The organism is Mycobacteroides sp. LB1, from assembly GCF_013449725.1.
GTDB lineage: Bacteria > Actinomycetota > Actinomycetes > Mycobacteriales > Mycobacteriaceae > Mycobacterium.
In genome coordinates, this window is sequence record NZ_JACCFF010000001.1 from 1774906 (window position 1) to 1799036 (window position 24131).

Consider the following 24131-nt stretch of genomic DNA (forward strand, 5'->3'; position numbering starts at 1 on the left):
CTCGCTCGGCTTTCGGGCAAACTTGACGCATGACCGAAGCCCGACGTGCCGTGCTGGTTCTCTCACTGGTCGCAACCAGCCTGTTGACGGTCCTGCTCGGCGTCACCGATCCCGCGGCCCCGATGTTCTATCCCACCCGATTCCTCATCTGGAATCTGTTCCTGGCCTGGCTCCCCGTCTTCGCGGCGTTGGCGTTTTCGGCTGTGCGACGACGTATTTGGCTGATCCCGATTGGGCTGGTGTGGCTCGTGTTCCTGCCCAACGCGCCCTATCTCGTCACCGATCTGGTGCACCTGATCGACGGCATCGCCTTCTGGCGTCACGTTCTTCAGTACGGGGTCGCGGCGTGGACCGGAATCATCCTCGGCGTCGTGTCACTACGGTTGGTGCACAGGCGAATCCAGCGTGACTTCGGCAGGGTCACCGGTTGGATAGCCGTCATCATCTCCGTTGGCCTGTGCGCGGTGGGGGTGGTGATCGGACGCTTCCAGCGCTGGAACTCCTGGGATCTCACTCACCGTCCCGGCGCCGTCGCCGCGAGCACCCTCGAGTGGGTGAGCTCCCCGTTTTCGTTTGTGGCCCATACCGGTGTGGCCGTGGCCGTCGCCGCATTCTTCGGGCTGGCCTACCTCACCGTGTGGTCACTGTCGCCTCCCGACGAGACGCCCGACCAGAAAAAGGCGACTCCTCACGGTGAGGAACTGGGAGCTGCCAGAGCTCCGACTCGATCCGCCAGCTCGGGCACGGGCAGGCGCCCATCCAATTCCACCGTGGCGCTCTGACGCAACAGCGGCTCCACTTCTTCGGTGTACCGCGCGATCTCGATCCTCTCGGGCTCGGTTCGACCGTAGGGGTTGTTGACGCGGGTGCTCACCCGCTGCAGGGCGATATCCAGCGGCACACTGAGCAGCACCACGTTGCCGAACCTGTCATAGAAGTCCACTTGGTTATCCACGGTGCCGGACACGATGACATCGGGATGGCGGTCCAGTAGCGCCGCCATCCGGATCGCGTCCCAGGAGCCATCCGCGAGCGTCCAGCCGTCGTCATCGGTGTCGACGGTGTGAAAGCCACGACGCGCCAGCTCCTCCAGCAGCGTGGTCTTCCCTGTTCCCGACATGCCCGTCACCAACACCCGTCCCACAGCTGAACCATATGCGGTGGCGCGTCGTTGACAGCAGGAGAAGAGTGAACCCCAACGGAGGTGACGATGGAGCAGGCAGCACGACGGATCATCGCGGGTCTTATCGCCGCGGGGGCCGCACTCGCGGCCGGACAACTCACCGCCGCAGCGGTCGCACCGGATTCCGCGCCCTTTTTCGCGGTCGGAAACATGGTCGTCGACCACACCCCAGCAGCCGTGCGCGAATGGGTTATCGGGGTTTTCGGCACCTCGGACAAGGCGGTGCTGTTCGCCTGCCTATCCGCGGTTATCGCGGCTCTCGCCGCGGCGGCTGGTCTCGTCGAGCGCGAGCGACGATACGGTTCGGCCCTCATCGCGGCGCTCGGCGTCATCGGAGCATTGGCCGCCGCAACCCGCCCGACCGGGGGATTTACCTGGGTCTGGCCCTCTGCGATCGCCGCCGTGGCGGGGGTGCTGGTGTTACGCGTACTAGTCGGCCGCTCGGACGACGCCCATGAGGATGCACCGGATCGACGCAAGTTCTTCGGGGCCGCAGCGGTTTTCGCGGCCGCATCAGCGGGTGCCTATTGGCTCGGCAGCCGCTGGAGCAAGGGCGCCGTCGTCGCCGAGGAACGTCGGGAGGCCACGCTGCCCGCACCCGTCGCACCCACTGCGCCGCTGCCCGCGGGGATCGACGTCAAGGGAGCGGTCCCTTACATCACGAGTAATGCGGACTTCTACCGAATCGACACGGCCCTACGCGTGCCCCAGGTGACCACCGCCGAGTGGCAGCTCAACATCCACGGCATGGTCGACCGTCCACGCACCCTGACATGGACTGACCTGAACGCCATGGCGGCGACCCAGCGCGCGGTCACCTTGACCTGCGTCTCCAACGAGATCGGCGGGGATCTGATCGGCAATGCGATGTGGACCGGCTTTCCGATCAAGCCGATCCTCGAATCCGTTGGGGTTCACCACGATGCGGATATGTTGCTGTCCACGAGCACAGATGGCTGGACGGCAGGTACCCCGCTCGATGTGCTTATCGACGGCCGCGATGCCATCCTCGCCATCGCGATGAACGGGACGCCGCTGCCCGTTGAGCACGGATATCCGGTACGGCAGGTGGTGCCCGGACTGTACGGCTACGTGTCGGCGACCAAGTGGGTTGTCGACTGGGAGATCACACGTTTCGACAAGGCCCGTGCTTACTGGACCGTCCGCGGTTGGTCGGCACGCGGCCCCATCAAGACCGGCTGCCGCATCGACGCACCCCGGGCGGGTGGTCGCCTGGGCACGGGCACTCAGATCATCGCCGGGACCGCATGGGCCCAGCATCGCGGAATCACGAAGGTGGAGGTGCGCGTCGACCAGGAGCCGTGGCAAGAGGCACGACTAGCCCCGGAGTACTCGATCGACACCTGGCGCCAGTGGTGGATTCCTTTGCAGTTCGCATCCGGGCAGTCCACATCGGGCGAGCACGTGATCACCGCGCGGGCAACCGACGGAACCGGTGAAGTTCAGACAGAAGAAAGTGCCCCACCCGCACCGGATGGAGCGACCGGCTGGCCACGAACATTGGTCAGGGTCGACGCGTAACGGACCCTAGAAATTAGGTAGCCTCGCGCCGCCGTCGGGTCGGGGGGTCGGACGGTGGCGCGAGGCTACCCATGTATCGACACCCACTCCGGGAGCGTTACACACATTTCGAATATTTTTTGAACATGCCCCAAAAAAGACGAAACCCCCGGTCACAGGCATAGTGCCCGCAGCCGGGGGTCCCGGTAATGCCGTCTAGACCACTCAGGCTTCGAGGATGGCGGTCACACCCTGGCCACCCGCGGCGCAGACCGAGATGAGTCCGCGCACCGGCTTCCCGGTCTCGGCCTTCTTCTCGGCGAGCTGCTTGGCCAGCTGCGCCACGATGCGGCCACCGGTGGCCGCGAACGGGTGTCCGGCCGCCAGCGAGGAGCCGTTGACATTGAGCTTGGACCGGTCAATCGCACCGAGCGGAGCGTCCAGACCGAGGCGCTCCTTGCAGTAGTCAGCGGACTCCCACGCCTGCAGGGTCGCGAGGACCACCGAGGCGAAGGCCTCGTGGATCTCGTAGAAGTCGAAGTCCTGCAAGGTCAGACCGTTGCGAGCCAGCAGGCGCGGCACCGCGTAGGTCGGGGCCATCAGCAGACCGTCGGGGCCGTTGATGTAGTCCACCGCCGCGGTCTCGCCATCGACGAAGTAGGCCAGCACGGGGATGTTGTGCTCGGCGGCCCACTCCTCGCTGGACAGCAGCGCCACCGAGGCGCCGTCGGTCAGTGGGGTCGAGTTACCGGCGGTCATGGTGGCGTCGCCGTGCTTGACGCCGAAGACCGGCTTCAACGTCGCCAGCTTTTCCACGCTCGACTTGGGCCGCAGGTTGTCATCGCGGTACAGGCCCAGGAATGGGCTGATCAGGTCGTCGAAGAAACCGCGGTCGTAGGCGGCGGCCATCTTCTGGTGGCTGGCGGCGGCCAGGGCATCCTGCTCGGTGCGCTTGACGGCCATCTTCTTGGCGGTGATGGCGGCGTGCTCACCCATGGACAGGCCCGTGCGCGGTTCGCCGTTCTGCGGGATGTCGACGCCGAGGGCAGCCGGCAACTTGCCAAGCAGCTTGAGCCGGGTCACGTTGTCCTTGGCGCGGCGGATCGCCAGCAGGGTGTGGCGAAGGTCATCGCCGAAGTTGATGGGCGCATCGGAGGTGGTGTCCACGCCACCGGCCAGCACAGACTCATAGCGGCCGAGGGCGATGCCGTCGGCACCGACGATGGCGGCCTGCAGACCCGTGCCACAAGCCTGCTGGAGGTCGAAGGCCTGGGTGTACGGCGACAGCGGACTGCCCAGCACCGACTCACGGGTGAGATTGAAATCACGGCTCAGTTTGAGGACTGCGCCGGCGATGACGGCGTCCAGACGCTCACCCTTGAGGTTGAAGCGGTCGGCGGCGCCGGTGATAGCGGCCGTCAGCATGTCCTGGTTAGAGGCATTCGCATAAGCGCCGTCCGAGCGTGCGAAGGGAATGCGGTTGCCGCCGAGAACCGCTACGCGGCGGCGGCCTTGCGACGCAGTTGACTTGCGTGTCGAGCTGGTTGCCACTTGTCTCTCCACTGTTAAGGGGGCAGGATTACCGAGCATTCTTACTCTGGAGTAAGTTCTTTGTCGAGTTCACCCTAGACCAATCACAGGCGACCACTAAGGAACGGCACATGTCCCCCAAGCTCACTGACGACCTCTATGCGCTGCTGGTCAACTCCGGGCCCGGCAACCTGCTCGCCGGTCGCCTGGGTATCCCTCAGCCCGAAAATCTGCGCCGCTACAGGAAGGGCCAGCCCGCACTGGCCGGTCCCGTGCTGATCGGCGGCGAGGGCCGCCTCGCCGAGCCGCTGCGCGCCGCCCTGGCCGAGGACTACGAGCTGGTCTCCAACAACCTCGGCGGCCGCTGGGCCGACAAGTTCGGCGCCCTGGTCTTCGACGCCACCGGCATCACCACCGCGGTCGAGCTCAAGGGCCTGCACGAGTTCTTCACCCCGCTGCTGCGCAATGTCGGCAAGTCGGGCCGCCTGCTGGTCATCGGCACCACCCCGGACAAGGCCGCCACCACCGACGAACGCATCGCCCAGCGCGCGCTGGAAGGCTTCACCCGCTCGCTGGCCAAGGAGTTCGGTAACGGCGCCACCGTGCAGCTGGTCTACGTGCACCCCGATGCCAAGGCCGGTGCGACGGGCCTGGAGTCGACCGTGCGCTTCATCCTGTCTGCCAAGTCCACCTATGTGGACGGCCAGGTGTTCTACGTGGGCGCCGACGACTCCACCGCCCCCGCCGATTGGGACAAGCCGCTGGCCGGCAAGGTCGCCATCGTCACCGGTGCCGCCCGCGGTATCGGTGAGACCATCGCCGAGGTGTTCGCCCGCGACGGCGCCGCCGTCGTCGCGATCGACATGCCGTCGGACGACCTCACTGCCGTCGCACAGAAGGTTGGCGGAACGTCGTTGGCGTTGGACGTCACCGCGGCCGACGCCGTCGACCAGATCACCGCGCACCTCAAGGAGCACCACGGCGGTAAGGCCGACATCCTGGTCAACAACGCCGGCATCACCCGCGACAAGCTGCTGGCCAACATGGACGACGCCCGCTGGGATTCTGTGATCGCCGTCAATCTGCTTGCTCCGCAGCGTCTTACCGAGGGCCTGATCGAGAACGGCACCATCGGCGACGGTGGACGCATCATCGGCCTGGCCTCCATCGCCGGCATCGCCGGTAACCGCGGACAGACCAACTACGGCGCCACCAAGGCCGGCATGATCGGTATCACCCAGGGGCTGGCCCCGTCGTTGGCAGAGAAGGGCATCACCATCAACGCCGTCGCGCCGGGCTTCATCGAGACCAAGATGACGGCCGCCATCCCGCTGGCCAACCGCGAGGTCGGCCGCCGCATCAACTCGCTGAACCAGGGCGGCGAGCCGGTGGACGTCGCCGAGACCATCGCCTACTTCGCCAGCCCCGCGTCGAACGCGGTGACCGGTAACGTGGTTCGGGTCTGCGGCCAGTCCTGGCTGGGGGCGTAACAACATGACGCAACCCTCGGGCCTTCGCAATATGGCCATGGCCGCTGTCGGTGCACTGCCATTCATCCCGCGCCCGACAACCCTGCCCAGCAGGGCTGTTCGGACACACGGTGTGCGGATCGACCCCGCGCATGTCGCCGCCTATGCCAAGGTGACCGGCCTGAGTTTCACCGACAAAGTGCCGGTGACCTATCCGTTCGTGCTGCAGTTCCCCTCGGTGATGGAGTTGGTCACGGGATTCGACTTCCCATTCCCGGCGATCGGCACGGTGCACCTGGAGAACCACATCACCCAGCACCGCGCCATCACCGCGACCGACACCGTTGATATCGAGGTGCGCACACAGAACCTGCGCGAGCATCGCAAGGGTCTACTGGTGGACGTCCTCACCGATATCACCATCGGCACCGAGACGGTCTGGCAGCAGACCATGACGTTCCTGCGCCAGCAGCGCACCAGCTTGTCCGACGGGCCCAAGTCCGAACCGCCGAAGGCCGTCAAGCTGCCGCCGCCGAACTCGACGCTGCGGATCAGCGGTGGGCAGATTCGTCGGTACGCATCAGTCGGCGGCGACCACAACCCGATTCACACCTCCTCGATCGGCGCGAAGGTGCTGGGTTTCCCGAAGGCAATCGCTCACGGAATGTTCACCGCTGCAGCTGTTCTCGGGAACATCCAGGGCGAGATCCCCGATGCGGTGCGCTATGACATCAAGTTCGGCAAGCCGATCCTGCTGCCCGCCTCGGTGGGCGTGTGGATCGAGAAGGATGGCAACGGCTGGGATATTGCCGTTCGCAACCCGAAGAAGGGTGACCCGCACCTGAACGGAACCATCACCCCGCTCTGATACCTGTACTTCTGGCGCGAGTGTGCGTCTACGCAGAGATTTCTCCGAGATCTTCTGCCTAGACGCACACTCGCGTTTTTTCATCCGATGAGATGTCGGATCCGGCATGGTCTATCCGTCTGATGGGTAGAGAGAATCCCTTGAGATTGGAGCCACCATGACCACATCACTGCTCGAGAACGTCGACGAAGCCCGCTCCGCCCTGTATGAGGTCGTCAGCCGACTCGCCGCGGCCGATAACGACAAACAGACCCCGAACGCCAAGTTCACGGTTGCACAGCTCACCGAACACCTGCAGAACTCAATCACACTGTTGGGCGGTGCCGCCGGTGCCGATATCGAGATCGCTTCCGAGGGTTCGGCCGCGGACCGCCTGCTTCCGCAGGCGCAGACAGCGGTCGATGCCTGGCAGCGTCGCGGCACCGCGGGGATGGTGACCATGCCGATCGGCGAATTCCCGGCTGAGGTGGCCGTGCGCATCCTCACCTCGGAGTTGCTCGTCCACGCCTGGGACTACGCCGTGTCCACCGGCCAAGATTTCGCACCCTCCGAGGCGCTTGCCACGAGCGCGCTGGAGTCGGTGCGGATGATCATTCAGCCTGAGAGGCGCGACGGGGACTTCTTCGCCGACGAGGTGTCCGTCTCGGACGACTCCCCGAACCTGGTGAAGCTCATCGCCTTCACCGGCCGCGACCCCGACTGGTCACCGGCAAGCTAACCCGAGTATTACTCACGCTGATCTCGACGGCTGTACTTCGGCGAATCGATCGTTAAGATCGCTCGTCACTTGCCTGCAGCAAATTCGAGGAGTACGTCGTGTCAGCGGACGAAGCCCACCAAGAAGCACCACCTGTCGATTGGCGGGCGCTGCTGCGACAGCTCCCCTTGCTGAACATCCTCGGCGTGGTCGCCGTCCTGGTGGCGACGACCCTAGTGGTGGTCAAGAACCTGCCGGACCACAGCACCGACCGGCTATTCAATGTCTCCTACGACCCGACGCGTGAGCTCTACAACGTCCTCGACGGCACCTTCACCAAGCAGTACAAGGACAAGACCGGCAAGACGATCGAGATCAAGCGCACCAACGGCGGATCGGGACGGCAGGCCCGCAGCGTCCTGGACGGCAGCCAGCGCGCCGACGTGGTGTCGCTGGCATCCGTCAGTGATGTGGACACGCTGAGCCTCCGCGGGCTGATCGCGCCCAATTGGCGTCAACGACTGCCCAACAACTCCATTCCCTACACGTCGACGATCGTGTTCGTCGTCCGCAAGGGCAACCCGCACGGCATTCACGACTGGCCGGACCTGGCGAAAGAGAACGTCGCCGTCATCACGCCGAACCCCCGCACCTCCGGCAACGGACAGCTCTCCGTGCTCGCGGCATGGGGCTCGGTCGTGACGCGAGGCGGAACCGAGGCGGACGCGCGAACCTATCTCACGTCACTGTTCCGAAACGTCGCAGCACTCGACAGCGGAGCACGCGGAGCCACCAACACGTTCTCGGTTCAGAGACTCGGCGACGTGCATCTGACGTGGGAGAACGAGGCGATCAACGAGGTCGATGCCAACAAGGGCGAACTCGAGATCGTCTATCCGCCGGTGAGCATTCGCGCCGAGCCTGCGGTCGCCTGGGTGGACGCCAACCTGAACGATCCCAAGCGGACCGCGATTGCCAAGGCGTATCTGGAGTACCTCTTCACCGACGAGGCCCAGGAGGTCGCGGCGCAACGCGGCTACCGTCCGTTCAAGCCCGAAATCCTTGCTCGCCACGGTAATACACTGCCCGCGATAAACCTGTTCCCCATCACGGCGATCGCGTCCAGTTGGGATGACGCGCGCCAGAAGTTCTTCTCGGACAACGGAATCTACGAAACCATCCCGCGCACCGCCAACCGGGGCACCACCACCTTCGCCTCCGACAGACAAGGACGCTAGATGTCTTCGGCACTAGGAATATTCGAGAACTACGACGCCATCAAGGCCCGTCGCGACATCATTGCCGGTCTGACGGTGGCGGCGATATCGCTGCCCCAGGCCATGGCCTATGCGCTCATCGCTGGGGTCGATCCGAAATATGGTGTCTACTCCGCGATCGTGGTCGCGGCCATCGCATCGATATTCGGATCATCGTCCCATCTGATCAACGGACCCACCAGCGCGATCTCGCTACTGGTGTTCAGCTCGCTGGCATTCCTGGACCCGGAGAACCGGACCGGACTGTTCGAAGCACTGTTCCTACTAGGTGTGCTGGTGGGTGCGATCCAGATCCTCATCGCGGTCTTCAAGCTCGGCGACCTCACCCGGTACATCTCCGAATCCGTCATCATCGGATTCATGGCAAGCGCCGCCCTGCTGCTGGCAATCGGCCAGATCGCCAACGCAATTGGTGTGCGGGACAAGGGAGACGGACACATGCAGGTGCTGCAGCGCGCCTGGCTCACCTTGTTCCACGGCGATGCCGTGAACTACCACGCGTTGGTCTTGAGCGCCTCGGCGGTGGTGTTGGCGGTGCTGCTGCGTCGACTGGTCCAGCGCTACGGCCTGCCGCAGATCGACATGCTGTTGGTGCTTGTCGTCACCGCCGTCATCGCCTACGCCTATGGCTGGACGGTGCCGGACGGCGCGGGGCATACCGATGTGAAGATCTCCGGCAAGATCCCCGCCAGCCTCCCGGAGTTCCACATTCCCGACGTCCAGGTGAGCACTCTCGGCGAGCTGTCCCATGGCGCGCTGGCCATTGCATTCATCGGTCTGATCGAGGCCTTGTCGATCGCCAAGGCCATCGCCCACCACACCGGGCAGCAGATCGACTACAACCGTCAGATCCTTGCCGAGGGCCTGGCCAATCTCGCCGGCGGCTTCTTCCAATGCCTGCCCGGTTCTGGTTCGTTGTCCCGCTCGGCCATCAACTACCAGTCCGGCGCCGCGACCAGGTTCTCCGGGATCGTCAGTGCGGCAACGGTAACCATCGCGCTGCTGCTCTTCGCACCGCTGCTCCGCTATATCCCGCAGGCGGCGCTGGCGGGCCTGCTGCTGGTAACGGCGGTGCGGCTGGTCGACTTCCGGCGGCTCAGGTACGCGGTGAAGGCGTCACGGTATGACGCCGGGCTGGTCATCATCACAGCGGTGGTCGGCGTGGCCGTCAATCTGGACACCGCGGTACTGGTTGGTGTGGTGCTGTCGGTCCTGCTGTTCGTACCGCGAGCAGCCAAACTCACGGCCGCCGAGCTCATCGTCACCGACGAGGGCGTCATCCGCGAGCGGATTCCCCAGGACGATGCAGCCAGCACGAGCGATCCCCACCACGCCGCTTCCCCCGTCATCTACGACCTGGAAGGGGAGCTGTTCTTCGGCGCGGCACCGGAACTCGACCGCTATCTCGACGCGCTGCACACGAGGATCCGCGACGAGAATCTGAAGGTCGCGATCCTGAGATTGAAACGGGTGCGCCACCCTGATGTCGTCTGCATCGAACGTCTCGAACACTTCATCAGGGAGCAGCAGGAGCGCGGCGTGACCATCCTGCTCGCCGGGGTACGTCCGGATTCACTTGCCTTGCTGCACAACATCGGATTCACGGAATGGCTCCCGGCAGAGCAGGTCTTCCCGGAGGAGGACCAGGAATTCTCGGCGACGCTGAAGGCCGTTCGGTACGCACAGACCCGGTTGGATGAAGCACCTTCGGCCCCGACGACGAACCAGGAAAAGCTTTACTACCTGGTGTGACGCCTTAGGCGCGTTTGGCCACCTGGGGGTCCCTGCCGCTCGCGGGGGCCTCGTCCCGGGGACGGCCGCGCAGACCGCGCCAACCCAGGTTGAGCAGGGTGTCCTTGGCGTCCTCGACCTTGATATCACCGGTCGCGACCCGGGACGCCACGGCCTCGCCACCGCCGACGAGGGCAACGGCCATGGCGTCGTAATCGGTGTCGGGGTCGATCTCCGGCGAGGCGGCCTTGATCAGCCGCGCGACCAGTTCGATGATGCGGTCGCGTCCCTCACGCACCTGCTTGGCGAAAAGCTGTGTGCTAGTGGCCTGCCCGTAGATGACGATCCAGGAGGCCCGGTGGGTGTCGACGTAGTTCAGGAACGATACGACCGTGGTGCTCAGCACATCTCGAGGCGATTTGGTGAGGTCGATATCGCCGCGCACCGCCTCGACGAACCGGCCGAGTTCGCGGCGCAGGCACGCGACGAAGAGGTCTTCCTTGGAGCCGTAATACAGATAGAGCATCGGTTTGGAGATCTTGGCGGCCGCGGCGATGGCGTCCATCGAGGTGTCCCGGAAGCCGTTGAGCGCGAATTCCTGCACAGCGGCATCCAGCATCTGCTGCTCCCGGACGGCACGGGGCAGCCGCTTGGTACCACCGGCCATGCATGCCTCCGAGGTTGGGACGTCCACGCGAACTTACTCCAGAGTAAGCTACTGAGTGGTTCGACTATTGCATACACCCGGGAAACCGTGGGCAAGAAGAAGAGTTTCTTTCTCCGACCGCAGGGTAGCGCGCAAACGTCACTATCCAGATACCCCCACCCCGTACGATCCTGCGCGTGGACTTCACTCTTGCGCTGACACCCGACCTGGTGGCCGTCTTCCTCACCCTGTTCGTCCTGGAAGTAGTGCTCGGTATCGACAACGTCATCTTCATCTCGATCCTCGCCAGCAAGCTGCCCAGCGGCCAGCAGGCACGGGCGCGCAATCTGGGCCTCACCCTGGCCATGGTGATGCGCGTTGGCTTGGTGTTCCTGGCCGGCTGGATCATCACACTCAAGGAGGACGTTCTCGAACTGTTCGGCCATGGGTTCTCGGTCAAGGACTTCATCCTGATCGCAGGCGGATTGTTCCTGGTGTACAAGGCCGTTCACGAAATACATCTCAAGCTCGAAGGCTCGGGAGACGAGAGCGAATCATCCGCGGGGGCAGCGACATTCAAATCCGTCCTGGTTCAGATCCTGCTGCTGGACCTGGTGTTCTCTCTCGATTCGGTGATCACCGCCGTGGGCATGACGAGCAATATGATCGTCATCGTCACCGTCGTGGTGCTCTCCTTCGCGATCATGCTGTTCGCATCCCGCTTCGTCTTTGCGTTCGTGAATCGGCATCCGACGGTCAAAATGCTCGCGCTGTCCTTCCTCCTGCTCATCGGCGTCTTCCTCATCGCCGACGGATTCGGCGTCAAGATCGACAAGGCGATGATCTATGGCCCGATGGCGTTCGCGATCCTCGTCGAGGCACTCAACCTGCTTGCCGCGGCACGGAAGGCCCGGCAAGGCAACACGACTCATCAGCCCGTTGCCCTGCGGCCCAGTTATCCGGGTGTCGACGAGTCCGTCGCGATAGCGGCGGCCACGTCCACCAGCCCGGAGGCCGGTTCAGTGGGCCTGTCCCGTAAGCCGGTGGACGGAAAGGGAGGCGATACCCGCGCCGGCCTCGGCTAGCGCGGCACGAGCCGAACGCGCAGCTCTTCGAGGCCCCGCAGCGAGCTGTTGGTCGTCCACCGCGGCGTGCCGTCGATCTCGATCCGATCGACACGATTGACGAGCTCTCGAAGTACCGCCTGTCCCTCCATCCGAGCCAAACCCGCACCCAGGCACAGGTGTATCCCCGACCCGAAGGCCACATGGTGACTGACCGCACGGGCAGCGAGAAATCGGTCGGGATCATCGAATTCGCGCGGATCGCGGTTGGCCCCGCCCCACAACAGCGCCACCCGCGCACCGGCGGGGATCACCACACCCCCGACGGGGTAGTCCGCCGCTGCGGTGCGGTAGAAGTTCTGAATCGGCGACGAGTAACGCAGCTGTTCCTCCACGGCGCCGGGGAGTAGCCGCGGGGCGGACCTGATGAGCCCGAACTGGTCCGGGTTCTCCGACATCGTCAGAAACATGGTGCTCAGTAGGTTGGTAGTGGTCTCGTTACCGGCTAGCAAGAGTAGTAACGCGAAGTAGAACAGCTCGTCGTGGCTGATCTCCCCCTCGCCCGCATTCGCAACGAGCCTGCCAAGCACGGTGTCGGACCCCAGCAGATTTCCCTTGCCGAGCTGAGTCATGAAGTAATCGTGCAGATGCCGAACCCCGTTGAGCGTCCCCGGAACCTGCCTCAGCCCCTTGGCACTGAACTCAACGTTGGCGACGCGTACCGACTCGTTGGACCAATGGCGGAAGAACGCCTCATCCTCCGGCGGAATGCCGAGAATGTGCGCGATCATCCGCATGGGCAACGGAACTGCAAGGTGTTCAACAACATCCGCGCCGGGGTTGCCGAGGAGCCCGGTCACCAGCTCTGCAGCCAGCCGGTCGACGGTCGGCGCCCAACCCTCGAGAGCTCCGCGAGTAAACCCGGGCAGCGCCTTGCGGCGCAGTTCGGTATGCCGCGGCCGGTCCATGTTGAGCAGTATCGGCACCTCGAATCTGGCCCGCACCACGCCATCCCGGTTGGACAGCAACGCGTCATTGCGTGCAGCCGCCCGCACATCCTCGTAGCGACACAGAATGAAGATGTTGCGCTTCCGGTTGTAGTGGACTCGTCCGCCGGTGAGCAGGCGCCGATATCCGGGGTAAGGATTGGCTGCGGTCTCCGGATCCATGGGATCGAAGTCGGTCTCCTGCGCGCCCGGGAACATGCGGCTGGACACCTTGGCCCGAAGTTCGGTCCCCGCATTGGTGATTAGGGACCGCACAACGGGTTTGGTAGTCGTATAGACCAGCCGGGCGTCATGCCTGAGTGTCATGGCGCGCTACTTAAGGTGACCGACAAGTTCGCCGTCGGTCCCGAAGAGCCTGCCCTGCCACTGTGCCATCAGGGCAGTGGTGTCGATGTCATCGGGATGAAAACCTTTGCGCTTGTATGGCTTCATCGCAGAGTAGAAGCCACGGAAGAGCAGCCCCCGAACCATCCTCACCGTCTCGCGGAGCACTCGCACCGGCTGGCGCCGGGCCGTCTCGTCAGTTGTCGCGATGGACACCCAGCTGCCCAGCACGATGAACGGCAGGGCGATATTGGAGAGCAGGTGCATCATGCCTATGCGCATGCGCTCGGAGCCACCGACGGCTTGGTAGACGTCGAAGGCCACCGATTTGTGCTCCAGTTCCTCGATGGCGTGCCAGTTCAGCAGGTTCTTGATCTCCGGGTCCGACATCATGGCCTGAAGCTTCGGGCGGCCCAGCACGTGCTCGGCCAGCACCGCGGTGAAGTGTTCGGCCCCGGCAGTGAAGGCCAGCAGCAGATGCCGTATCAGCCGCAGCCGATCGGGGTCCGGGAACTGCGCGTCAAGGAAGTCCTCGGTTCGCTCTGTGCTGTCCAGCAGAAAGTCGAACCACGCTGTGGGGTAACCCATCCCGGAAAGCTGCTCGTTGAGCTCACGGTGATGCAGCCCGTGCGTCATCTCCTGGCCGATGAATCCGGCCACCCGCTTCTTGAGGTCCGGATCGGTGATCTTGTCGCGGTACCGGCGCACTGACCGCACAAAGATGTCCTCCCCCGGCGGGAACACGGCCGACAGGAAGGCCACGGCATGACTGAAGACCATGTCATCGTTCGCGAAATACCGCTTCGCGGACTCCGACTCATCGAAGCGGAAGGCAATCCGCCGGGTCTTCGGGTAGCTCGTCTGGGCAGCGACGGTCATGGGAATCCTCTCCGTTGACGTTCCGGACATAAACGTAACGGAAGTTTCCGTAACGGACAATGGGGTAATCTTTTCCCCTGATGGACCTGACGATCGACCAGCTGGCGCAGCGCGTGGCGATGACCGCGCGCAATATCCGCGAGTGGCAGACGCTCGGGCTGGTGCCCCCGCCGGAAAAACGCGGCCGCGTCGGCATCTACTCCGACGAGCACGTCGCGATCATCAACCACGTCAAAACCCTTAAATCCCAGGGTTTTCCGCTGGACGTAATCCGTCGGGTCATCGACTCGGGCGGCGGCTCGGAGGACAGCGTCCGCAAGATGGTCACCGAGGCCCTCAGCCCATTCGCGACCGGAGAGCCGGTGGTCACGCCCCGAGAGGAGCTGGTGATGTGGGTCGGCGAGGGTGCCGATACGGCGCTGATCGCCGCGGGGCTGGCCTCCGACGTAGACGAGAAAACAGTCTCGGTCCGCGACGCGGAGACCCTCGATGCCGTCCGGCTACTAGCGGCAGCCGGAATGTCCCTGGCCCGCATGTCCGAAACACTCCGTGAGGTCGACCGGCTGCAACACCAGATTGCGCAACTGCTGCTCGGCGCCTATGTGGCCGACGTGTGGCAGCCTTTCGCCGAGTCCGGCTACACCTCCGGGAACTGGGAAAAGATCGCCGAAAATGCCGCGCAGGCAAAACAATTGACTGTCACGCTCGCCTCGCGAATGCTGGCCAGGGCGCTGGACGACACGGTCGACCCGATTCTTCTGCAACAGGCCAAAGAGGCCGAAGCGGTACTGGAAAACAACCGCCCGGCCTCGTCGGCCTAGCCTCAGTCGACCTCGCCGCAGCCCCGGTCCAAGCCACGGACCTCGATGGGGCACCACACAGCGCGGGACACCTCGGCGGCCCATCGCTGCGCCTCAGCCAGGGTAGGCACATCGATAATGCTGAACCCGCCGAGTTGTTCCTTGGTTTCGCAATACGGCCCGTCGGTGGCCGTATGCCCACCGGCGTTGGCGGTCACCATGGTGGCGGTATCGGCAGGTTGCAGTCCCGCCGCGAACAGCCACACCCCCGCCTCCTGCATACGGCGGGTGACGGCCTGCACGTCCACAGCGATCGTTTCCAGCGCGGATTCGTCGGGCGGCACCGAGCCTGGTGCATAAACGAGCGACAGCAGGTAGCGGCTCATCTCATGCCTCCTCGTCATGGAAGGGACGTACCTCGACAGGCTCCCCGCACGCCTCCGACCCCTCGGCTGCCCACTTGAGGGCGGCGTCGAGGTCCGGGACGTTGATGATCCAGAAGCCACCGAGATGTTCCTTGGTCTCCAGGTACGGCCCATCAGTGGTGGTCACCTTGCCACCCACACTGCGGACCACCGTTGCGTCCGAGGGTTCGGTCAGCCCGTTGGCGAACACCCAGACACCGGCCGCCTGCAGCTTCTCGTTGAACACACCGGTCTGGGCATACATCCGCTGTGCGTCCTCATCACTCCACCGGGTCGCGTTATCTCGGTAGCTGTGGACGGTGAGCAGGTATTGCTTCATGGCGTCTCCTATCTGTTGGCGGGCGCCCCGTCGGCTTGCCCTTCAACCTCACCACGAATAGACCTCCCCCGAATCGACACCTCATCGAAAAATCGGCAAGAGATCGCCGGAAGACCTCGCTGCTGCCAGCCGATCTACGAGCCGTGCGTCCCGATTTTGTTGTCCAGATACTCCTGGCGGCAGGCGCGGCGGGCGATTTTTCCGCTGGAGGTACGGGGGATAGCACCGGCCGGGACCAGTTGGACATCGGCGATGGGCAAGGTGTGCCGACGAGAAACGGCAGCCCGGATAGCGACGATGACGGGCCCGGGTTCGGCCCGGCCGGCACCCGCAGCCCGTTCGGCGACGATGACCAGCTTCTCGGCGAACCCATCTCCCGCGTCGAAGCCCGCAGGCACCGAGAACGCCGCCACGAAACCGCGCCGCACCGCTGGGGAGGCTTCTTCGACGGTGGCTTCGATGTCCTGGGGGTAGTGGTTACGGCCGTCCACGATCACCAGATCCTTGACCCGCCCGGTGATGTACAGCTCACCGTCCACATAGACGCCGAGGTCGCCCGTGCGGAACCAGCTGGCCCCCGGTTCGGTGCCGTCCGCGTGGCTGCCCTCGTCCAGCCGTGCCTGCAGCTTGTTACGAAACGAGAGGTCGGTCTCCTCCGGGCGGCCCCAGTACCCACGCCCGATGTTGTTGCCGTGTAACCAGATTTCGCCGACCTGTCCGTCGGGTAGTTCGCTGTCGGCGTTCGGGTGGACGATGACCGCCCACTGGCTGCGCGCGATCTGCCCACAGGACACCTGCGGCACTGCATTCGCGTCAGCGGCATCCACCCGGGCGGCGTGACCGGCGCCCAACTGCTCACGATCCATATAGATGACCGAGGGTTCCGCGTCGGGGGCGATGGAGGAGACGAACAGCGTCGCCTCGGCCATGCCATAGGAGGGCTTGATCGCGGTGGGCGGCAGTCCATATGGGCCAAAAGCCTCGTTGAACTTACGGATCGAGGAGATACTCACCGGCTCGGAACCGTTGATCAGCCCGGCCACATTGCTCAGGTCCAGGGTTTGGTCGTCCTTGGGCAGACCCCGCTCGGCGGCGAGCTCGAAGGCGAAGTTGGGCGCGGCACCGAAGGTGCGGCCCAGATGGGCTGCGGCCGCTAGCTCTTGGATCCAGCGGCCGGGCCGGCGCACAAACGACATCGGGGACATCAGCGTCATCCGGCCGCCGCACAGCGGGAACATGAGCATCAGCAGGCCCATATCGTGGTACAGCGGCAGCCAGCTCGCTCCCCGGACATCCACATCCAGGCCGACCGAGATGACCATCTGCAGCACGTTGGTCATCACCGCGCGATGGGTGATTTCCACCCCGGCAGGCACCCGCGTAGATCCCGATGTGTACTGCAAGTACGCGATGTCATCGGTATCCGGCGTCACCGGGACATACGTTGCACCCACCGAATCGGGCACGCCATCCACCGCGACAATCCGGGGGCGGCGCTCGCGCGGCAGCCTGCGCACGAAGCTGCTGACCGATTCGGCGGCCGCCTCGTTGGTCAGCACAACCGTCGGCTGGGCATCGGTGAGCACCGCGTCGAGCCGCTCGGTGTGGCCGGGAAGCTCCGGGGCAAAGAGGGGTACTGCAATGTTCCCGGCCTCGATAGCGGCGAAGAAGCCGATCACATAGTCAAGGCCCTGCGGGGCCAGAATCGCGACCCGATCACCCGGCTTGGTCACTTGCTGCAGCCTCGCCGCGACCGCGCGGGAGCGGGCACGAAGCTGCGGCCAGTTCAGGTCGTTCGGTTCGCCGTCAGGGTCGTTGCTGAAATCCACATAACGGTAGGCAAAAGTGTCGTGTTCCCCGTCAACAGCGCACTCGAGATAGTGGTTGACGGTATAGCCATCCGGTAAGGAGATAGCGCCCGTCTCGTCCAGATACTCCTCGACACGCAACCCTGCCACTAGTGACTTCATCGCAACCTCCGCGTAGCCGTAACTACGATGGCCGGTCAAACAAGCAGCAATGAATCATTGCATCACGGTTTGCTACGGTCCCGACCGAACGCAGATGGTACGTGACGTACCAGTGCTAAACGGTACTAGAAGTCTCATTAGGAAGCGGTGCAGAGAGGGGCCTTGGAGCAAATTGTTCACTGTGCCCTTAAACACCTCGGCGAAGTGATGTGACGAGTACGACCACCTTGATGCGCCTCGGTAACAGATCTGGGCCGTCCCCACTCTGGACTCCCTGGAAGGTGCGGGCGTTTTCGGCATTCCCTTCCCGCCCGCACACTATTAGACTCGTGACAAATAGCATCCAGCGTGGGAGGCAAATATGCGGGCCAGGGATCGAATCAAGTACTGGTCGCGGTGGGTGACCATGCATGGCATCAGTCGCGCTGGACTACTGACCCAGGTAGGCAAGATGCCGCTGGCCGCCCTGTTCCTCAGTCCGGACCGCGCCGAGAACCACTATCGGTACATCGAAGAGATCCGATCTCATGGGCCGATCGCTCCGGCCCGCGCCACGGGTCTCGTCTTCACCGGCCTGATGCAAACCCGCGAGATCTTGCGGGACAGCCGTTTCATCACCCTGGCGCCCAACAACATTCCCTCCCCGGTTCTCCCCCAGGCGCTGAGCCGGTGGATCTTCGCCAAAACAGAACCCGGTCTACCCAACCCGGTGGAGCCGCCCGCCATGCTGGCCATCGATCCGCCCGAACACACCCGGTTCCGCAAGCTGGTCTCCAAGGCGTTCACACCACGCGCGGTGCGCAAGCTGGAGGATCGCGTCCGCGAGGTGACCACCGAACTGCTCGAGAACCTGGAACGGAAAGAGCACGCCGACCTGCTCGACGATTACGCCTCTCAACTGCCCGTGGCAATCATCGCCGAGATGCTCGGCGTACCGCGCGCCGATGCTCCCTTCCTTCTCCAGTGGGGCAACCACGGGGCCGCACTGCTGGATATCGGTATGACCTGGTCGGCCTACCGAGACGCCACCCAGGCACTCATCGAGATCGACCGCTATTTCGACGCCCACCTGATCCGACTCCGCAGCGAGCTCGCGCAGGACCCCACTATCGACGGCATCCTGGCGAGCATCGTGCGTGACGGCGACCTGGACGACCGTGAGCTCAAGGCCACCATGGCGTTACTGCTCGGTGCCGGATTCGAGACGACGGTCAACCTCATCGGGAACGGCATCGTGGCCCTGCTGCGCAACCCCGGACAGCTCGCCTACCTGCGCGAGAATCCCGAGGGCTGGCCCAACGCCATCGAAGAGGTCCTGCGCTACGACTCCCCCGTGCAGGTCACCGGGCGGGTGGCGACCGAGACCGTCGAATTCGAAGGGCACACACTGCCCGCCGGCTCCATGGCCATCCTGCTACTCGGTGGAGCCAACCGCGACCCGGCCGTTTTCGATCAGCCCGATGTCTTCGACGTGGCTCGCGCCAACGCGCGTGAGCACGTGGCCTTCGGCAGCGGCATCCACGTCTGCCTGGGTGCGAGCCTGGCCCGGATGGAGGGGGCGGTGGCGCTGCAGTCCCTCTTCGAAAGGTTCCCCGAGCTCACCCTGACCGCCGAGCCCACCCCCGGTCATCACGTCAACCTGCACGGCTTCGGAAGCCTGCCGGTGAACCTCGGCCGTGCCCGAGTGCGGGCCAGCAGCTAATCTCGATATTGCTCGGTGTCCGTTCGGCATCGAGTGAGCCGACACGGGGATCGGACGTATGCGGGACCGGATCAAACAGCGCACGCATTGGGCGGTGACGCACGGGATAGCCCGTGCGTTCCTGAAACGGGCTGTCCGCCAGGGTGAACCGGTCGCGGAGCTGGGGATCGATACCGCCCGGGCAGCGGACATTTACAACATCATCGACCGGATCCGTAACCGCGGGAGGATGTCGCAGTTCGGGGATGGCTGGATCACCGCGGACGCACAGATCGTCCGAACGATCTTTCGCGACAACCGGTTCGTCACCTTCAAGCCCGAACATCGATCCTCATCGCCACTCATTCAGCGGCTGGCCGCGTGGAGCGATCCGCAGTTGCTCAATCCCGCCGAGCCCCCGTCCATCCTGATCACCGATCCGCCGGACCACGGGCGGCTGCGGCGTCTTGTCGCCGCCCCGTTCACCCCGCGTGCCATCGAGAGCCTCCGCGGACGCATTCAGGAGGTGACGAACGGCCACCTTGATGCGCTGAAGCAGCGTCCACATCCGGATCTGATCCCCGATTACACCGCGAAGATCCCGATCGCCGTGATCGGCGAGATGATCGCCGTCCCCCCGCAGGACTATTCGCTGCTCTACACGGAGATGAATCGAGCGATCCGGCTGATCGCGACCACCGCACCGTCCTGGCGTGAATACCAGGACGGCACAACGGCTTTACGTGAGATCGACGAATACCTTGAGAACCATGTCGCCCGGCTGCGCCGCGAGGGAACCGAGAGTGAGCTGGCCGCAGCACTCCTCGACAGCGATCTGAGCCATTTCGAGCTGAAGATGTTCCTCGCGGTGTTCCTGGGGGCGGGATTCGTCACCACCACGCACCTGATGGGTAAGGCGATCGTCACACTGCTACGCCACCCCGAGCAGCTGGCGGCGCTTCGTGCAGACCCGGAGCTGTGGCCCAATGCCATCGAGGAACTCATGCGCTATGACACCTCGAATCAGTGGTCAGCCCGCGTCGCCACCGAGACCGTCGAGATCGAGGGACACACCATCGAGGCGGGCCAGTCGGCCTTGCTGCTTCTCGGCGGCGCCAACCGCGATCCTGCGGTATTCGATAACCCGGATGTCTTCGATATCACCCGCCCCAACGCGCGCGAAAACATCACGCTGGGCACGGGAATTCACGTGTGCCTGGGTCAGGTGCTGGCGCGTGTCGAACTACATACCGCCCTGCAGTCACTCTTCGAGCGCTTCCCGCAGCTGACACTGGTCGGCGAGCCGGAGTACTTCGACGGGATGGGTATCCACGGGCTGTCCAGTCTTCCGGTCTCCCTGGGGCCGGCCTAACCGCAGGCGGGAACGCCCTTGAAGGCCAACACCCGGCGCACTGATGCGTTGATCGCGTCGGCGTTCAGTTCGCCTGCGTTGTAGGCCGATTCGAGACGATCGAGAACCGCGCCAACCTTCTCGGTACTCACCCACAGCGCCCAGTCGACCCCGGCCTTGATGGCCTTGAGCACTGCCTCGTCGATCGGGAAAAGGTCCGTGATGGCGGCCATCGAGGATAGGTCGTCGGTGAAGATGACACCGTCGAACGCCGGCGCTCCGTATCCGGTTCCCTTACGCAGCAAGTCGACGACGGCGGGGCTCAAGCTGGCCGGGTCGTCACCGGTGAGCCCGGGTACCTGCATGTGACCGATCATCACGGCGGCACCGCTGGTCACCAGCGCGCGGTAGGGCACCAAATCGTTGTCCTGCAACTGATCCAGCGGCGGCGTCACTACGCCGTTGGTGTGCGAGTCACCCGAGGCATGGCCGTGACCCGGGAAGTGTTTGACCACGGTACGTACGCCCCCGGCCTGGTATCCGCGCACGGCGGCCTCGGCGTACTCGGTGACCTTCTCCGGGTCACCGCTGTAGGACCGGTCACCGATCGCACCGTCGGGATCGCCGTCGGTCACATCGGCATCGGGGGCGAAGTCGATGGTGACGCCGAGGTCCTTCATCTTCTGTCCGCGCTCCTGGCTCAGTGCCTGCACCTGTTCCGGTGTCTGGGTCGCAGCCAGTTCGCGGGCGGACGGTGCGGGACCGATGAGATCCTTGAGCCGCGACACCCGGCCGCCCTCCTCGTCGACACTCACCGCGGCCGGTATCGGGCCCCCGGTGATGATGTCGTGCAGGGAGCCGTCCTGCAGCATCTCCTTGTTTGTCCAGCTGCCGACGAAGATCCCGCCGACGTGATGGTCACGTACCAGCTTGCGGGCATCGTCGGCATCCTTTATGCCCACCATGAGCAGCTGTGCCAACCTGTCGCGGGTGCTCAGGCAGGCCAGGTCCTCCGCGGGTGCGGCCGTAGCCGGGGCCTGCGCCTTCGGGGATGACGACGGCGTCGCGGAATCCTTCGGCGACTCCGAGGTGTTGCCACCACAGGCCGTGAGTGCCGTGATGACGAGACCGGTCAGTACTACCCCTGCACGCATTCTCATGGGGCCATCGTGTCATGGACCCGTAGTCAGACTGACCGCCGCACAGACGAGCTCGGTTGAGGATTCCCAGTGGATCTCGCCGCCTTCCCGTAAGTTATAGCCACGCCCGTAACCAGAATCTTGTGCACTCCACTCAGCCCGAAATACCCTCGGAGAGGCCGTCAATGAGCACAACAAGAACACCTGTCGTCTTTGTCCATGGCCTGTGGCTGCACTCGACGAGCTGGGAATTATGGGCCGACCGTTTCAGTGCGGCGGGATTCGATCCGATACTCGCCGAATGGCCCGGGGTGCCGGATGCTCTGACTGCGGCCCGCCGGCAGCCAGAGGCACAAGCCGGCGTCGGGCTGGCGGAGATATCCGCACATCACGCGACCCTGATCAAGACCCTTCCGGCCAAGCCCATCCTGATCGGTCACTCGGTCGGCGGTTTCATCGTTCAGCACCTGCTCGGCCAGGACCTCGGGTCAGCGGCAATCGCCATCGGCCCGGGGCAGATCAAAGGTGTGAAAGCAATCGGACCGGCACAGGCCCGATCGACCATCGCCTTCCTAAGTGACCCGAGGAACCTGCACCGCGCGGTGTCACTCGACCGGAAACAGTTCCGGTACGCGTTCGCCAATGCGGTGTCTCAGGACGAGTCCGACTCCTTATTCGACCAATGGACGATTCCGAGCCCCGCACGCCCACTGTTCCAACTCGCGCTCGGAAACTTCACACCGAATTCCGCTGCGGCCGTCAACACGCAGAACAACCAGCGCGGCCCACTGCTGTTGATGTCCGGGAAGCTGGACCATACGGTCCCCGATGTCCTGACTCGCTCCACGTTCAAGCAGTACCGGAAATCCAGCGCCGACACCGAGTACCTCCCGTATGTCGATCGCGGGCATTCACTCATCGTGGACAGCGGAACAGCACAGCTCATCGATGACTCACTTGCCTGGCTGGACCGTAAGGGCATCGCCTAATCCAGCCGGGCCAGCCGGTCACCGAGGTACCCGCGGAACACCTCGTTATCCGTGAGTACCAACGCTTTTCGGTAGACGTCTGCGGCTTCCCGATTTCGGCTGAGTCTGGTGAGCAGATCGGCGCGCGCGGCATGCAGCGGGTAGTAGGTATCGAGATCCTGCCGCAGCAACTCGATCGCATCCAGCCCGGCCTGCGCGCCATCGCGCTCACCAATGGCCACCGCACGATTGAGGGCTACGACGGTGGTGGGGGTGAACACCGTCAGCTGGTCATACAGCGCGACGACCTGACCCCAATCGGTACGCGCGGCCGAGGGTGCATCGTCATGGACGGCATTGATGGCGGCCTGGATCTGATACGGGCCCGGCGCGTTGCGCCTCAGACAGCGTCGTACCAGTTCATGGCCCTCGTCGATCATCTCGTGGTTCCACTGAGTGCGGTCCTGATCGGCGAGCAGCACGAGCGCTCCACCGGTATCGGTACGTGCAGGCCGGCGGGCCTCGGTAAGCAGCACCAATGCCAGTAGTCCCACCGCCTCTGGTTCGTCGGGCATGAGATCTGTGAGCACCCGCACCAGCCTGATCGCCTCACCGGAGAGGTCCGTGCGCGTCAGTGAGGTACCCGAGGAGGCCGCGTAGCCCTCGTTATAGACGAGATAGAGGGCGGCGAGCACCGACGACAGCCGGTCCGGCAGATCGTGATCCGCGGGCAGCCGGTACGGAATTCCCGCCGATGCGATCTTCTTCTTAGCGCGCGTGATACGCGCTGCCATGGTCGATTCCGACACCAGATACGCGTTGGCGATCTCCGCCGTGGTGAGCCCACCGAGCAACCGCAGTGTCAGCGCGACCTGCGCTTCAGGGGACAGCGCCGGGTGGCAGCACGTGAAGATCAGCCGCAGGCGGTCATCCTGCACCGGACCCACCTCCTGCGGTTCCGGCTGTTCCCGCGACTGTTCCAAGAGAGTTGTTGCCTCTTCGGACAGTTCGTCGCGCCGCTGGTCGCGACGCAGCTTGTCGATGCCGCGGTTGCGGGCCGTCGTGGTGATCCATGCACCGGGATTGGGCGGGATGCCATCCTGCGGCCATTTCGCGATGGCCACCTCGAACGCCTCCTGCACGGCGTCCTCGGCCAGGTCGATGCTGCCGAAGTAACGGATCAACGTCGCCACGGTACGGCCGTACTCCTCGCGAAAGATCCGGCCGATATCGTCTTGCGCCACGGGCCAATGGTGCCTCTCAGGTGTCGGGAGTTCTGCAA

The 24131-nt window shown here is 64.3% G+C and carries 21 protein-coding genes and 1 pseudogene; 12 read left to right on the forward strand and 10 right to left on the reverse strand.

Features of this window, described 5'->3' with window-relative positions; all coding sequences use genetic code 11:
* Positions 1 to 29 precede the first annotated feature (29 nt).
* Positions 30 to 671, forward strand: a pseudogene (locus MLB1_RS08665) (DUF1361 domain-containing protein); the annotation flags it as partial.
* Between the two features lie 17 nt (positions 672 to 688).
* Here the strand turns inward: MLB1_RS08665 and MLB1_RS08670 are convergent.
* Entirely contained in the window at positions 689 to 1144 is a 456-nt protein-coding gene (locus tag MLB1_RS08670; protein WP_180749244.1) for an AAA family ATPase, read from the reverse strand.
* 66 nt (positions 1145 to 1210) lie between these two features.
* Between MLB1_RS08670 and MLB1_RS08675 the strand changes: the two genes are divergently transcribed.
* Entirely contained in the window at positions 1211 to 2725 is a 1515-nt protein-coding gene (locus MLB1_RS08675; RefSeq protein ID WP_180749245.1) for a molybdopterin-dependent oxidoreductase, read from the forward strand.
* A 204-nt stretch (positions 2726 to 2929) separates the two neighbouring features.
* On the opposite strand, the gene MLB1_RS08680 is transcribed toward MLB1_RS08675, so the two are convergent.
* Complete coding sequence (locus MLB1_RS08680; protein WP_180749246.1) at positions 2930 to 4255, reverse strand: acetyl-CoA C-acetyltransferase; 1326 nt, start codon at positions 4253 to 4255, stop codon at positions 2930 to 2932.
* A gap of 110 nt (positions 4256 to 4365) precedes the next feature.
* Between MLB1_RS08680 and MLB1_RS08685 the strand changes: the two genes are divergently transcribed.
* The 5 genes from MLB1_RS08685 to MLB1_RS08705 all read left to right on the forward strand — a co-directional run bounded on the left by MLB1_RS08685 (position 4366) and on the right by MLB1_RS08705 (position 10297).
* Entirely contained in the window at positions 4366 to 5724 is a 1359-nt protein-coding gene (locus MLB1_RS08685; protein ID WP_180749247.1) for a 3-oxoacyl-ACP reductase, read from the forward strand.
* A gap of 4 nt (positions 5725 to 5728) precedes the next feature.
* A complete protein-coding gene (locus tag MLB1_RS08690) occupies positions 5729 to 6571 on the forward strand; it encodes a MaoC/PaaZ C-terminal domain-containing protein (protein ID WP_180749248.1) in 843 nt (280 codons plus the stop codon).
* Between the two features lie 157 nt (positions 6572 to 6728).
* A complete protein-coding gene (locus MLB1_RS08695; RefSeq protein WP_180749249.1) occupies positions 6729 to 7289 on the forward strand; it encodes a TIGR03086 family metal-binding protein in 561 nt (186 codons plus the stop codon).
* Positions 7290 to 7387: 98 nt separating this feature from the next.
* The gene (locus MLB1_RS08700; RefSeq protein WP_180749250.1) at positions 7388 to 8506 is read left to right on the forward strand and encodes a sulfate ABC transporter substrate-binding protein; all 1119 of its coding nucleotides are present in this window, start codon (positions 7388 to 7390) and stop codon (positions 8504 to 8506) included.
* Positions 8507 to 10297 (forward strand): SulP family inorganic anion transporter, encoded by a 1791-nt coding sequence (locus MLB1_RS08705; protein WP_180749251.1) that lies wholly within the window; start codon positions 8507 to 8509, stop codon positions 10295 to 10297. It begins immediately after the preceding gene.
* Positions 10298 to 10301: 4 nt separating this feature from the next.
* Here the strand turns inward: MLB1_RS08705 and MLB1_RS08710 are convergent, their stop codons facing one another.
* A complete protein-coding gene (locus MLB1_RS08710; protein WP_180749252.1) occupies positions 10302 to 10943 on the reverse strand; it encodes a TetR/AcrR family transcriptional regulator in 642 nt (213 codons plus the stop codon).
* Positions 10944 to 11119: 176 nt separating this feature from the next.
* Between MLB1_RS08710 and MLB1_RS08715 the strand changes: the two genes are divergently transcribed.
* Positions 11120 to 12007 (forward strand): TerC family protein, encoded by an 888-nt coding sequence (locus MLB1_RS08715; protein WP_180749253.1) that lies wholly within the window; start codon positions 11120 to 11122, stop codon positions 12005 to 12007.
* On the opposite strand, the gene MLB1_RS08720 is transcribed toward MLB1_RS08715, so the two are convergent.
* The gene (locus MLB1_RS08720) at positions 12004 to 13299 is read right to left on the reverse strand and encodes a cytochrome P450 (RefSeq protein WP_255485621.1); all 1296 of its coding nucleotides are present in this window, start codon (positions 13297 to 13299) and stop codon (positions 12004 to 12006) included. The genes MLB1_RS08715 and MLB1_RS08720 overlap by 4 nt on opposite strands.
* A gap of 6 nt (positions 13300 to 13305) precedes the next feature.
* The gene (locus tag MLB1_RS08725) at positions 13306 to 14196 is read right to left on the reverse strand and encodes a metal-dependent hydrolase (protein WP_180749254.1); all 891 of its coding nucleotides are present in this window, start codon (positions 14194 to 14196) and stop codon (positions 13306 to 13308) included.
* Positions 14197 to 14276: 80 nt separating this feature from the next.
* On the opposite strand from MLB1_RS08725, the gene MLB1_RS08730 reads away from it, so the two are divergent.
* Positions 14277 to 15017: a MerR family transcriptional regulator gene (locus MLB1_RS08730; protein WP_180749255.1), complete on the forward strand. Its 741-nt coding sequence runs from the start codon at positions 14277 to 14279 to the stop codon at positions 15015 to 15017.
* A 2-nt stretch (positions 15018 to 15019) separates the two neighbouring features.
* Here the strand turns inward: MLB1_RS08730 and MLB1_RS08735 are convergent, their stop codons facing one another.
* From MLB1_RS08735 to MLB1_RS08745, 3 genes are all read right to left on the reverse strand, one after another.
* Positions 15020 to 15382: a YciI family protein gene (locus MLB1_RS08735; RefSeq protein WP_180749256.1), complete on the reverse strand. Its 363-nt coding sequence runs from the start codon at positions 15380 to 15382 to the stop codon at positions 15020 to 15022.
* A gap of 1 nt (position 15383) precedes the next feature.
* The gene (locus MLB1_RS08740) at positions 15384 to 15740 is read right to left on the reverse strand and encodes a YciI family protein (protein ID WP_180749257.1); all 357 of its coding nucleotides are present in this window, start codon (positions 15738 to 15740) and stop codon (positions 15384 to 15386) included.
* Positions 15741 to 15874: 134 nt separating this feature from the next.
* Positions 15875 to 17710 (reverse strand): fatty acyl-AMP ligase, encoded by a 1836-nt coding sequence (locus MLB1_RS08745; RefSeq protein WP_180749258.1) that lies wholly within the window; start codon positions 17708 to 17710, stop codon positions 15875 to 15877.
* 361 nt (positions 17711 to 18071) lie between these two features.
* On the opposite strand from MLB1_RS08745, the gene MLB1_RS08750 reads away from it, so the two are divergent.
* A complete protein-coding gene (locus MLB1_RS08750) occupies positions 18072 to 19412 on the forward strand; it encodes a cytochrome P450 (protein ID WP_180749259.1) in 1341 nt (446 codons plus the stop codon).
* A gap of 58 nt (positions 19413 to 19470) precedes the next feature.
* Positions 19471 to 20763, forward strand: a complete 1293-nt coding sequence (locus tag MLB1_RS08755) for a cytochrome P450 (protein WP_180749260.1) — start codon at positions 19471 to 19473, stop codon at positions 20761 to 20763.
* Here MLB1_RS08755 and MLB1_RS08760 read toward each other — a convergent pair.
* A complete protein-coding gene (locus tag MLB1_RS08760; protein ID WP_180749779.1) occupies positions 20760 to 21896 on the reverse strand; it encodes a glycoside hydrolase family 3 N-terminal domain-containing protein in 1137 nt (378 codons plus the stop codon). The genes MLB1_RS08755 and MLB1_RS08760 overlap by 4 nt on opposite strands.
* Before the next feature lie 170 nt (positions 21897 to 22066).
* Between MLB1_RS08760 and MLB1_RS08765 the strand changes: the two genes are divergently transcribed.
* Entirely contained in the window at positions 22067 to 22870 is an 804-nt protein-coding gene (locus MLB1_RS08765; protein ID WP_180749261.1) for an alpha/beta fold hydrolase, read from the forward strand.
* Here MLB1_RS08765 and MLB1_RS08770 read toward each other — a convergent pair.
* Entirely contained in the window at positions 22867 to 24093 is a 1227-nt protein-coding gene (locus MLB1_RS08770; RefSeq protein WP_180749262.1) for an RNA polymerase sigma factor, read from the reverse strand. The genes MLB1_RS08765 and MLB1_RS08770 overlap by 4 nt on opposite strands.
* Positions 24094 to 24131: the final 38 nt, after the last annotated feature.